The 12,809-nt window shown below is 31.3% G+C and carries 11 protein-coding genes and 1 pseudogene; 1 reads left to right on the plus strand and 11 read right to left on the minus strand.

Annotation, left to right across the window (positions count from 1 at the left end):
* The 3 genes from ACJAX4_RS16490 to ACJAX4_RS16500 all read right to left on the minus strand — a co-directional run.
* A partial coding sequence (locus ACJAX4_RS16490) for a sigma-70 family RNA polymerase sigma factor (protein WP_435790543.1) occupies positions 1–732 on the minus strand: 732 nt, incomplete at its 3' end.
* 19 nt (positions 733–751) lie between these two features.
* Positions 752–2,524 (minus strand): DNA primase, encoded by a 1,773-nt coding sequence (dnaG, locus tag ACJAX4_RS16495; RefSeq protein ID WP_435790544.1) that lies wholly within the window; start codon positions 2,522–2,524, stop codon positions 752–754.
* A 218-nt stretch (positions 2,525–2,742) separates the two neighbouring features.
* A complete protein-coding gene (locus ACJAX4_RS16500; RefSeq protein ID WP_435790545.1) occupies positions 2,743–3,771 on the minus strand; it encodes a deoxyguanosinetriphosphate triphosphohydrolase in 1,029 nt (342 codons plus the stop codon).
* Positions 3,772–3,976: 205 nt separating this feature from the next.
* Here ACJAX4_RS16500 and ACJAX4_RS16505 point away from each other — a divergent pair, with 205 nt between their 5' ends.
* On the plus strand, positions 3,977–5,047 hold the full coding sequence (locus tag ACJAX4_RS16505) for a CotS family spore coat protein (RefSeq protein WP_435790546.1): 1,071 nt from the start codon (positions 3,977–3,979) through the stop codon (positions 5,045–5,047).
* 73 nt (positions 5,048–5,120) lie between these two features.
* Here the strand turns inward: ACJAX4_RS16505 and ppdK are convergent, their stop codons facing one another.
* From ppdK to ybeY, 8 genes and pseudogenes are all read right to left on the minus strand, one after another.
* A complete protein-coding gene (ppdK, locus tag ACJAX4_RS16510) occupies positions 5,121–7,757 on the minus strand; it encodes a pyruvate, phosphate dikinase (protein WP_435790547.1) in 2,637 nt (878 codons plus the stop codon).
* Positions 7,758–7,802: 45 nt separating this feature from the next.
* Entirely contained in the window at positions 7,803–8,444 is a 642-nt protein-coding gene (locus tag ACJAX4_RS16515) for a helix-turn-helix transcriptional regulator (RefSeq protein WP_435790548.1), read from the minus strand.
* A 320-nt stretch (positions 8,445–8,764) separates the two neighbouring features.
* Positions 8,765–9,382 carry a DUF4342 domain-containing protein gene (locus tag ACJAX4_RS16520; protein ID WP_435790549.1) on the minus strand — a complete coding sequence of 206 codons (618 nt, stop codon included), beginning with the start codon at positions 9,380–9,382 and terminating at the stop codon, positions 8,765–8,767.
* A 41-nt stretch (positions 9,383–9,423) separates the two neighbouring features.
* Complete coding sequence (recO, locus tag ACJAX4_RS16525) at positions 9,424–10,191, minus strand: DNA repair protein RecO (RefSeq protein ID WP_435790553.1); 768 nt, start codon at positions 10,189–10,191, stop codon at positions 9,424–9,426.
* On the minus strand, positions 10,188–11,069 hold the full coding sequence (gene era, locus ACJAX4_RS16530; protein ID WP_435790550.1) for a GTPase Era: 882 nt from the start codon (positions 11,067–11,069) through the stop codon (positions 10,188–10,190). Before era ends, recO begins: the two co-directional genes overlap by 4 nt.
* A 51-nt stretch (positions 11,070–11,120) precedes the next feature.
* Positions 11,121–11,519, minus strand: coding sequence for a cytidine deaminase (locus ACJAX4_RS16535; protein ID WP_435790551.1), 399 nt, complete (start codon positions 11,517–11,519; stop codon positions 11,121–11,123).
* 133 nt (positions 11,520–11,652) lie between these two features.
* Positions 11,653–12,351 (minus strand): annotated as a pseudogene (locus tag ACJAX4_RS16540) (diacylglycerol kinase).
* A gap of 68 nt (positions 12,352–12,419) precedes the next feature.
* Positions 12,420–12,809, minus strand: a 390-nt coding sequence (ybeY, locus tag ACJAX4_RS16545) for an rRNA maturation RNase YbeY (protein WP_435790552.1), incomplete at its 5' end; no start/stop codon positions are given.

The raw sequence follows: 12,809 nt of genomic DNA on the forward strand, positions 1-12,809 counted from the left end.
TCCTACAGGCATTTCCATAATTTCAGCAACTTCCTCTGGTTGAGGTTCCCGTCCAAGTTCCTGAAGTAATTGTCTTGAAACTCTAATAAGCTTATTTATAGTTTCAACCATATGAACAGGTATCCTTATAGTTCTTGCTTGGTCAGCTATAGCCCTTGTTATAGCTTGCCTAATCCACCAAGTAGCATAAGTACTAAATTTATATCCTTTTCTATAGTCAAATTTTTCTACAGCTTTTATTAGTCCTAAATTACCTTCTTGAATAAGATCTAGGAATAACATCCCTCTCCCAACATATCTCTTAGCTATACTTACAACAAGTCTTAAATTAGCCTCTGCAAGCTTCTTCTTCGCAGGAATGTCTCCCTCTTCATTTCTTTTGGCAAGTTCAACTTCCTCACTTGATGTTAATAATGAAACTTTACCAATTTCTTTTAAATACATCCTAACAGGGTCATCTATAGATATGCCCTCTGGTATACTAACATCTAGTTCTTCAGTTTCTGGTTGAGTTGTGGACTTATCTCCAACAACTGCTGGAGCATCATGCGCATCCCCAACAACATCTATTTCCATTGATTCCAGAACTTCATAAACCTTTTCTATTTGTTCTGGGCTTAAATCTATTTCATAAAGTTCATCCATCACTTCTTTATAAGTTAAGGATCCCTTCTTCTTACCTTTTTCAATAAGCTTTTTGACTATAGACATTTTTGAACTTTTATCCTTCATCGTATTCCCTCCTTTCTAATTACTGTAATTTGTTTAAATCTTTTTGAAGCTCTAAAAGCTTTTGCGCAAGCTTTATAGATTCTTCTAGCAAACCATTTGATTCGTGCTGTTTGATTTTATTCATAATTTCTTTTTTCGACTCCTCTAACTTGAATTTTTTTAATTCTTTTATACAGTCATTAATAAATTTTTTATAATCCTCTTCTTCTCCGTCAAATTCTATTTCAATAGTGTTGATCCATTCCTTTGTACCCTCTATATCATTACACTTAAATTCTATGTTTTTAATTTTCTCATTTCTTGATAAGCTTTTATAATCAACAATTAGTGCATATATGATTTTATGACTTTGAAGTACCAATTGTTCAATTGACATATTTTTTGTAACATAATCGCAATTTTCTTCGTTTATAAACATATATTTTAATAAATTTCTTTCAGCCTTAATATAAGCTCTTTCTAAATATAATTTTTGTCCAAAATCCTGTTGTGTATTCACTTTTTTGACTTTTTTTGTATTTTTATCGATTTCTTCCCTTAATAAGTCGTATAATGCTTGTTCTTTGATACCTGTTTGCTCAGAAATCTTTTTTATATATACATCTTTTTCAACAGGATCTAAATCTATAATAATTTCAGTGATCTTTTTCGCATACTGTATTATCATCTCACTATTCGAAAAATTTATTCCATCACCGGCTCTTTTAATCCTATAATCTATTAGTGGAAGTGCTTCATCAACTAATTTTTGAAAAGCCTCTTTCCCATAGTTTTTTATATATTCATCAGGGTCCTTACCTTTTGGAACTATAATCACTCTCAAATCAAAACCTTCAACTCTTAATAACTCGAGTCCTCTTAGTGTTGCCGCCTTACCTGCAACATCAGCATCAAAAGAAATAATAACTTTGTCTACATATTTTTTTAAAAGTTTTGCTTGATTAATAGTAAGTGCTGTACCAAGAGATGCAACAACGTTTGAGAATCCAAACTGATGAAGTGAAATACAATCCATATATCCCTCTACAATTATCACTGTTCGAGACTTATTGTTTTTCACTACAAAATTTAATCCATAAAGGTGTAGTCCTTTATAAAATAGTGGTGTCTCCGGCGAATTTAAATATTTAGGTTTGGAATCATCTAAAACCCTTCCTCCAAATCCGATGACTTTACCCCTATAATCAAACACTGGAAACATTATTCTATTTCTAAATCTATCATAATATGAACCTTTAGGACTTTTTATAATTAGTCCCACACTAAACAAATCTAATTCAGAGTAACCTTTCTTTTTTAAATGTGATAAGAGTCCCTCCCATTTATCAACAGAAAACCCCAAACCAAACTTTTTCATAGTAGTCTCAGTTATACCTCTGTTTGTGAAATATAATCCAGCTTTTTTATCCTTTCTTAAATTATCATAAAAGTATCTAGCTGCCTCTACATTAATATTGTACATTTTATTATAGGTGTCCTTTTGCACATCATTTTGTTCACTTTCTGAATCTATAATAATGTTAGCTCTTTCAGCGAGTATCCTTGCAGCTTCAGGAAAAGTTGTGTTCCTATCCTTCATAACATAACTAATTACATTTCCAGCTTCCCCACACCCAAAACATTTATATATTTGTTTTTCTGGAGACACTGTGAATGAAGGACTCTTCTCATTATGAAAAGGACAAATACCAGTATAGTTCCTTCCTGTTTTTTTAAGCTTAACTCTTTCAGATATAACATCCACAATATCATTTTGTTCTTTTATTTTTTGGATGACATCTTCAGCAATCAATAGATTATTACCACCTTACTTATATAAATTCACAATATAATTCAATTCGACAAAAAACTATTTAATCCTCTTTAAAATTCATTCTTTTTAATAATAAATATGTTTGCATATATTATATTCTTTATTAAACAAAAATTTCCTTCAATATTTGTAATATTTATTTATAAATTTTAAATTAATAGGCTTTTTTGAAATTATTACTAAATTATTTTTTCATATTAATAAATCCCAATTTTAGGAACATATAAATTATTGAACAGCATTAAACAATAATCATCACTCATGCCTGATATATAATCTGCTACCCCTCTGTCTAATCCTTCATTTTGGACTATGTTTTTATAAACTCGAGGCATAGTATCTGGATTGTCATGATAATATTTATAAACCTGAGTTAACACAAATTGTGCCTTTTTTCTTTCTTCTTTTAGCATTTCACCTTTATATATATTTTGAAACATGAAGTTTCGTAAATCGCCTAATGCACTTCCAATATCTTCACTAAGTGAAACTCCTATAGATCCTCTGTTTAAATTATCCAATGTGTTGTAAATACAGTCCACAACTAAAGTGTTTATGCGTTTGCTATGACTAGCCCCTAAAATTTTAATAGCTCTCCTCGGCAGCATTGAGTCCACTAATAACCCTGCCCTTATAGAATCATCTATATCATGATTAACATACGCAATTTTGTCACTATATCTTACAACTTGACCTTCTAGAGTAAATGCTTTCCCGTACTCAGTGGAAAACCCGCTATGATGTAGAATTCCATCTAGTACTTCCGCACTTAAATTAAGTCCTGTGCCAGATTTCTCAATTTTAGTTAGCACCCTGATACTATTTTCATTGTGTTTAAACCCACCTGGCAAAATATCGTTAAGCACCTCTTCACCATTATGAGCAAAAGCTACATGCCCTATATCGTGTCCTACTGCAATAGCCTCTATTAAGTCTTCATTTAACCCTATCCCCCGGCCTATACTTTTAGCTATTTGTGCGACTTCTAAAGTATGAGTTAATCTTGTTCTATAGTGATCACTGCTGGTTTTTATGAATACTTGTGTTTTATGTTGCAGTCTCCTAAATGACTTGCTATGTATTATCCTATCCCTATCCACCATATAACAGGTTCTTACCTCATCTTCATCTTCTAATACACTCCGGCCCTTTGAGTTTAAAGATAATGCCCCATATCTAACAATGTTCTTATCTTCATTAGTTTCTATTCTCTGACGAATATTCATACATTCCCTCCTGAATTTAAGACTATCTTTATTGTATTTGTTATAGGCATTATAAAAATTACTATTATTCACGCTCCTTATTTATTTTAATAGTCTTATTAGTATTCTACAAAATAAATAAATTTCCCTTTTTTTTATATTAAACGTATAATATTAATGATTTATTAATATTCTAGTAATGTAATAATTTTTTAGGAGCGTTGACATGCCCTCCACGGCTAAAAACTTTAATAACATTGCTTTATTATCCGAAGAAAATGTAAAAAAATACATCCTCCCACAATATAACTTAGCTAATGCTGATATAACACAAATTAAATTTAAAGATACTGATAAACAAAGAGCTGTATATAAAGTGCAAAACTATGACGAATGCTATTGTTTAAAAAAGGTTTATTATTCAATAAAAGATTTATTATTTATATACTCAGCTATAGAATGGCTATACAGGAATGGTATTAATGTACCTCGAATACTTCCTACAATCACTAATAGCAGATTTGTAAACTATAGTAATATGTTATTTATTCTTACTCCTTGGGTTAATGGCATCAAATGTGATTATGATAATATCGATCATGTTCTAGCATGTGGAAGCAACCTTGCAAATATGCATAGAATAAGTATAAACTTCAAACCTATATGTGGTAGTTCCATAAAGGAAAATTACAGTTCCCTAGGCAATTCCATATATAAACACTATGTAAGTCTTCTTAATTCATCTAATTTAGCCTATAAACATAATGATTCCTTTTCAAAACTTTATTTGAAACATTTTGATTCAAGCATTAACCTAGCTAAGTCCTCGATTGATATCGCCTGCACAATGGACACAAGCAATCTTACAAAATCCTTGTGTCATCTTGACTATGTTAATAAAAATCTTATCTTTGATAATAATAATGACATATGGGTAATTGATTTTGATAAATGTAGAAATGATTATTGCGCCCACGATATTTCTTATTGTTTGCGAAGACTTTTGAAAAGAGACAATACAAAATGGGATTTAGAGCTAGCAATAAGTTTTTTAGAATTATACGATAAAACTTTACCTTTAACCCTAGATGATTATAAATATATCTTTGTTTATTTAGCATTTCCACAAAGATGCTGGAAAATATCAAGAGACTATTATAGTAATATTAATAAGTGCAATAAGAAAGCCTTTATTCACCTCTTAGATAACGCGACTAACAAAAACGGATATCAATTAGATTTTATATGCAGACTCAAAGAATACATTGAAAAAAAGTTCAAAGTAAAATTAAATTAATATAAAAAATAGAAAGCCACTGAATTTCAGCGACTTTCTATTTTTTATATTAATTATTTATAGTTTAAAAGCACTATTTTTTTCTCGGATTATTTATTTCAGCCTGTGCAGCTGCAAGTCTTGCAACTGGAACTCTAAATGGTGAACATGATACATAATCAAGTCCCACATTGTGACAGAATTCAATAGATGATGGATCTCCACCATGTTCTCCGCATATTCCAAGTTTTATATTTGGTCTAGTTTTACGTCCAAGATCGGCAGCCATTTGAACAAGCTTGCCTACTCCTGTTTGATCTAGTTTTTGGAATGGATCAGATTCATAAACTTTCTTTTCATAATAATGTTTTAAGAAAGTTGCAGCATCATCCCTTGAAAACCCAAAAGTCATTTGTGTTAAATCATTTGTTCCAAACGAAAAGAATTCTGCTTCTTTTGCTATTGAATCAGCTGTAAGTGCTGCTCTTGGTATTTCTATCATTGTACCAACCATATATTTCATTTTAGTGCCACTATCAGCTATGATTTTATCAGCTGTCCTTACCACTATATCTTTAACATATTTTAATTCTTTAACTTCTCCAACTAGTGGAATCATTATTTCAGGAACAATATTATATCCTTTTCTAACCTTGACATCTATAGCTGCTTCGATAACAGCCCTAGTTTGCATCTCAGCTATTTCTGGGTATGATACTGCAAGTCTGCATCCTCTATGTCCCATCATTGGGTTAAATTCATGCAACGATTCAACTGTAGCTTTAAGATCTTCAAAAGTTATTCCCATTTCAATTGCTAATTCTTTTATATCATCATCACCATGTGGTAAAAATTCATGTAGTGGTGGATCTAAGAATCTGATTGTAGCAGGTCTTTCCACAAGCTCTTCATAAATTCCTACAAAGTCTTCTCTTTGCATTGGTAATAATTTATCTAATGCCACTCTTCTTTTCGCCTCGTCTTTAGCAACAATCATTTCTCTTATACCCATTATTCTATCAGCATCAAAGAACATATGCTCAGTTCTGCATAAGCCAATACCTTCAGCTCCATATTTAACTGCTTGCGCTGTATCTCTTGGAGTATCAGCATTGGTTCTAACTTTTAAAGTTCTTATGCTATCTGCCCAACCCATAAGTGTTTCAAAGTAACCACTTATTTCAGGTTCAACTGTTTTGATTGCTCCAGCATATATATTCCCTGTACTTCCATCCATAGAAATATAGTCACCTTCATTATAGATAGTCTTTCCTATTTGGAAATTTCTAGCTTCTTCATTAACTTTTATATCTCCGCAACCTGCAACACAACATCTACCCATTCCTCTTGCAACAACGGCAGCATGAGATGTCATTCCTCCTCTTACTGTAAGGATTCCTTCTGCCGCTATCATGCCTTCAATATCTTCTGGTGAAGTTTCAAGTCTAACAAGAACAACTTTTTCTCCTGCTTCATGTTTAGTTTTAGCATCTTCAGCTGTAAAATAAACTTTTCCACAAGCAGCTCCTGGTGAAGCTGGAAGTCCTTTAGCTATTATTTTTGATTTTCTTAATTCTTCTGTATCAAAGTTAGGATGAAGTAATGAATCTAATTGTTTAGGTTCAACCTTCATAACAGCTTCTTTTTGTGATAGCATTCCTTCTTCAGCTAATTCCACAGCAATTTTAAGGGCAGCTTGTACCGTCCGCTTACCGTTTCTTGTTTGTAAGAAGTACAATTTGCCATCCTCAATTGTAAATTCCATGTCTTGCATATCTTTATAGTGATTTTCAAGAGTATTTACAATTGCCATAAATTCTGCGTAAACTTTTGGCATATCTTTGTGTAGTTGTGATATATCCTGTGGTGTTCTTATTCCTGCAACAACGTCTTCACCTTGCGCATTCATTAAGTACTCAGCATATATTCCTTTTTCTCCAGTAGATGGATTTCTTGAAAACGCAACACCTGTTCCTGATGTTTCTCCTTTATTACCAAATACCATTTCTTGAACGCTTACCGCTGTTCCCCAGTCACCTGGAATATCATTGAGTCTTCTATATACATTAGCACGAGGGTTATCCCACGATCTAAATACTGCTGAAATAGACTCTATAAGTTGGCTTGTTGGGTCACTTGGAAATTCTTCGCCTTTATCTTTTTTATAAAATGCTTTAAACTGTGCAACTAATTTTTTCAAGTCATTAGCGTCTAGTTCTGTATCAAATTTTACTCCTTTTTCTTCTTTCATCTTATCCATTATGTTTTCAAAGTTTCTTTTTTCAACATCCATAACAACATCAGCAAACATTTGGATAAATCTTCTATAGGAATCGTAAGCAAATCTTGGGTTATTTGTTAATTTTGCCATAACCTCTACTGTTTCATCATTTAATCCTAGATTCAAAATTGTGTCCATCATACCTGGCATTGATGCTCTTGCTCCAGATCTAACTGATACGAGTAATGGATTTTCTAAACTACCAAATTTCTTTCCTGTGATTTTTTCAAGTTCAGTCATTTTAGTATGAATTTCACTAACAATTTCAGATGCAATTAACTTACCATCACTGTAATATTTATTACAAGCCTCAGTAGTAACCGTGAATCCCTGTGGAACAGGGATTCCTAAACTTGTCATCTCTGCAAGGTTTGCCCCTTTACCTCCTAAAAGATTTTTCATTGAAAGATTACCTTCGCTAAAAAGGTAAACATACTTTTTGTTTTCCATTTGTATACAACCCCTTCGATTCTAAATTATATATGATAATGGCTATTAACCATTTTCACCCATTTTTACGAACAACCTTGTAATATTAGTTTTAGACACTTTACCCACAATTTTAAATACTTCTCTCCCGTTTTCAAATTTTCTTTCTACAACGGGTAGACTGTCCACTTCATGTTCTATAATTCTTTGTGCAGCCAAATAAACACTATCTTCTTTTTCAACAAATATTATGTTTGGCATTCTAGTCATTATGATTCCTACAGGTACTTTGTGGATATCTGTTCCACCCATAGCCATTTTAAGGAAATCCTTTCTTGAAACAGCTCCCACTAAATTGCCATTATTATTTATAAATAGTGTACCTACATCATTTAGAAACAAATGTACTATGGCATCATAAACCATAGTTTCTTCTGTTGCCGTTACATGCTTAGACATTACATCATTAACTTTAATATTTCTTATATAGTCATAAACTAAGCTATAGGAAGGTTTCTTCGAATAAATATATCCAACCTTAGGTCTTGCATCTAATATACCAGTCATTGTTAGTATGGCCAAATCAGGCCTTAGTGCAGCTCTTGTGACTCCTAAATTGCTAGCTAATTTTTCACTTGTAATAGGTGGATTTTCTTTAACTAATCTTATTATCTCCTCTTGTCTTGGTGTTAGCTTTATCATTTCCACCTTCTTTCTATTTCATCCCTTATATATGGTATATATTTGAAATATAAACGATTGCATAACTTGTTCTTATGCTAAAATCTTACATACCATTTGAAATATTATACCACATTATTACAATAAAATGTAGAATTTTTTAATGTCTTCTCTGTTTAATATTATACAATATTCCTCCATTAATATAGTATCCTTCATATTACTCCACTTTTCTCAAAATAACATTTTTAGAATATCCCATAAATATTACTACTATTTTTATATACTATGAATAATTTTCATTTAAAAAGCCAGCAACTACTGTTGCCGGCTTTTTAGATAGGAAATTATTTTTCTTCTTCTTCTTCTTCTTCTTCTTTTTCTTTATCTACTGATTTATCAAATTTTACAGTATATTGGTATACATTTTCATCTTTACTATCTTTGTTACTTTTTCCAAAATTATTTTTCGTGTCATTATATTTTTCTTTTACTTCATCACTCACATCATTCATTCTCTCTCTTACATCTTCAACTGTGTTTTTGATAATAGTGTTAACTACTTCAACAGACCCATCAGCTTTAGTTATCTCAATTGTAACCTTTGTGAGCACAGCTGTTAATATTCCAATTCCAATAAGAGCTGGGTATATTAACGCAAACATACCAGCAGCAATACCAGCATTAACAGGTATATCTATAACTACAGTTTCATCTTTTTTAATTTTTATCCTTGTCACATTACCTTTTTTTACAGTATCCTTTATCCATGCTATAAAATCTTCCTTGCTAGTATAAACTTCATCCATATTAAATATAGGGTATTTTTTTTGTTTTGCTTCGATAAAGATTAGTGCATCGACTACATTGCTATCACATTCTTCTAATGCTTCCTTGGCCTCAGTATATGAAACTCCCGTTCGCTCTTTAATGATATCAATCTTTTCCAGTGTAATTTCTCCCATTAAAATCCGCCTCCTTATGATTTGAACCTGATTTAAAACAATTACTTATTTTTGTATTCATTTAAATAATCAAACATTTCTAAACTCCTTGGCCTTCTTGTATAATTTTGAGAAATAATAAGAGATAAAAATTTGTATAACTCAAGCTTTGATGTTTTCGATACAACTATCCTATTAATTTTATCCATGCCAAAATTATTTAAGAATTTTAATGTATTATATGTAGGATTTGAAATATATATACTGTTTGACTTTTCACAATTTTTGCATATAGGTCCACACGATTGCAAATCAATATTATTAGATATGGTTATTTCTTTTCTACATTTAACGCATTTACTAAAATTCAGTCCGTAACCTGTTGCCCTCAGCAGTTTTATTTCAAAAGCTCTGGCTAGCACCTCTATATCCATAACGTCATTTTTTATAAAATAAAAAGCAGTAACTAGCTCTTTAAAAAGTCCCTTATTAGCATCCTCATTTTCCATTGCAATATCAATTAATTCAATAAAATAAGAGGCATAGGTAATTGTATCTAAGTCCCTTAATAGTTGCTGAAAAGAATCTATAATTGTAATTTCATTTATTGTATATAAATTTTTACCTTTAAAAAGCACAAATTCTCCATAAGAACAAGGTAATGTGGATGATATATATTTGCTTTTGTTTTTTCTAGCTCCCTTTGCTATTGCTGTTATTTTCCCAAACTCTTCAGTAAAAAGCCAAACGAGCTTATCATATTCTTTAAACTCTTGCGTTTTTATAACAATAGCTCTAGTTTTTAAAATCGACAGAACATCATCCCCTATTTATATCCAAGTTCTTTGAGAATACTTGAAGTGTCTCTCCATTCTTTCTTTACCTTTACCCATAATCTTAAGTATACTTTTTCACCTAAGAATTTCATTACATCTTGTCTTGAATAAGTGGAAATTTGTTTAAGGGTTTTCCCACCTTTCCCAATTATTATGCCCTTATGTGAATCCTTTTCACAAAGCAAATTAACTTCAATATTGTACAGATTATTTTTGTCTCTTTTCATAGAAATAATTTCTATTGCTATTCCATGAGGTACCTCTTGAGACAATAATTTAAGAGCTTTCTCTCTTATAATCTCAGTTATAATAAACCTCTCTTGCTGATCTGTAATCATATCTTCTGGATAATATAGCGGTCCCTCTGGCATGAGATCTGCTAAAAGTTTAGAAACCGTGTCAACATTTTTGCCTTTTATAGCCGCTATTGGTATTATCTCTTTAAAGTTAAAATATTCGGAATAAGACTTAATTGTTTTAGCTACCCTTTCCTGTGTATTTTCATCAATCTTATTAACTAATAAAAAAACAGGTATCTTAGTGTCTTTTAACCCTTCAAGAATATGCATATCCCCTGGTTCAATTTCATCACCTGGTGTAGTTATAAATATTATAACGTCTACTGCATCTGTGGATTGTTTGGCTACTTTAACCATATATTCTCCTAGTTTATGCCTAGGTTTATGCATTCCTGGAGTGTCCACAAATATTATTTGAGATTCTTTAGTAGTTAAAATAGTTTGTATATTGTTTCTTGTAGTTTGGGGTCTATTAGATACAATTGATAGTTTTTCCCCCATAATATAATTCATTAATGTAGATTTACCTACATTAGGCCTTCCGATAATAGATACGAATCCTGATTTAAACATATATCCTCCTTGTGGTTATCATTAGTATATTGTCTTTTATTTAAATGTGGCTTACTTAAGTAAATTTTCTTTAGTAAAAGCCCCTGGTAATATCTCTTCCATAGTTTTTATTAAATAGTTATTTTCATCTTTTACTAATATAATTCGGATGTCACTTGTGGCAAATTCTGAAATAACTTGTCTGCAAATGCCGCATGGGTAAGTATTCGTTGACAGATCCCCCACTATTGCTATTTCTTTAATTTTCCTATGTCCATCAGATATAGCTTTGAAAATTGCAGTTCTCTCAGCGCAATTAGTAGCACCATATGAAGCATTTTCTATGTTACACCCCGTATATATTGAGCCATCTTCTGTAACAACTGCAGCACCTACTTTGAATTTTGAATATGGCACATATGCATTTTCTCTAGCATCAATAGCAAGCTTAGCAAGCTTTTTATAATCCATTAGAACACCCCTATATAAATAATTTTAATTTCGTAAAAATAAATAACAATGAAAAATCACGTATATCAATTATATCACATGTTATGAGTAATTCAATAATATTAAAATTATATCTTTAAAATATATAAATATATCAACCTAAAACTTTAAATAGAAGCAGTGTCAATAGGGTCCCAAAGATACCACCAAAAATCACTTCTAAAATAGAGTGAATTTCTGAATCAACCCTACTCTGTGCAACAATTACAGCTATAAAATAAGCTAACACCATAATTAAAGGTTCATTGGTTAATAATGTTATAGCTGTTGCTACTGAAAAAGCTATTGTAGAATGACCACTTGGCATACCACCTTTGAGTGGAGTCCCTTAGCCATAAATTGCTTTAACTATTACTACTGCAATACATACTATAACTAGAACAAAAAAAGTCATATCAGGGTCAGATTTTTTGATTTTTGACATTACTGACTTGTTAAAGGGAGTTAACCTTTCCCAAAATATAACATAACCCACTAACATTGAATTTATAGCAGTTACAAGCACTGCACCAGCAGCAACATTTTTAGCTATTTTGGCTAGTGGGTGATAAAAATTTGTTGTGGCATCTATTGCACATTCTACTGCTGTATTTATCATTTCAGCCACTATAACTAGTGTTATAGTCATTGTTATAATTAAAAGCTCTATCTTAGACAAATCATAAAAAAACGCGGCGGTAAGAACTAATATAGTAACTATCATATGTATCTTCATATTTCTTTGCGTTCGAATTGAGTATATGATTCCCTCGATAGCATAATTCAAACTATCAATTAATTTTTTAACTTTCATACACAACCACCTTTAAAAATATTATCCTAAAGTAAATAGCTACTTGCATTGGAATCAAATTATGTCTTCTACCTATATATATTGAAAGTAGCAAGTATTTCTTCTTCTCTTTTTCGCATAATTTTTTTCTGCGTTTCTTCTATATGATCGTAGCCCAAGAGATGTAGTATTGAATGAACTGTAAGATAAGCACATTCACGAGTAAATGAATGTCCGAATTCTTCGCTTTGCTCCTTTGCTTTTTCAAGCGACATGGCAACATCTCCAATTACTAATTTCCCATCATATAAATCATTTTGGTCAAACTCGTAATTTATATACACATCTTTAAATACCATATCTTCCGGATAATGTAACATAGGGAAAGATAACACATCTGTAACTTCGTCTATACCCCGATGTTTAAAATTTATTTCCCTAATTTCTTCATTTTGAATAAATATCACACTTACTTCATT

This window comes from Clostridium sp. (assembly GCF_051278035.1).
In the GTDB taxonomy this organism is placed as follows: Bacteria; Bacillota; Clostridia; order Clostridiales; family Clostridiaceae; genus Clostridium_AD.

Coding starts and splice junctions, on each gene's coding strand:
- ACJAX4_RS16535 (WP_435790551.1), bottom strand. CDS start 11,519: ATGGATTATAAAAAGCTTGCTAAGCTTGCTATTGATGCTAGAGAAAAT.
- ACJAX4_RS16505 (WP_435790546.1), top strand. CDS start 3,977: ATGCCCTCCACGGCTAAAAACTTTAATAACATTGCTTTATTATCCGAA.
- ACJAX4_RS16500 (WP_435790545.1), bottom strand. CDS start 3,771: ATGAATATTCGTCAGAGAATAGAAACTAATGAAGATAAGAACATTGTT.
- ppdK (WP_435790547.1), bottom strand. CDS start 7,757: ATGGAAAACAAAAAGTATGTTTACCTTTTTAGCGAAGGTAATCTTTCA.
- ACJAX4_RS16520 (WP_435790549.1), bottom strand. CDS start 9,382: ATGGGAGAAATTACACTGGAAAAGATTGATATCATTAAAGAGCGAACG.
- era (WP_435790550.1), bottom strand. CDS start 11,069: ATGTTTAAATCAGGATTCGTATCTATTATCGGAAGGCCTAATGTAGGT.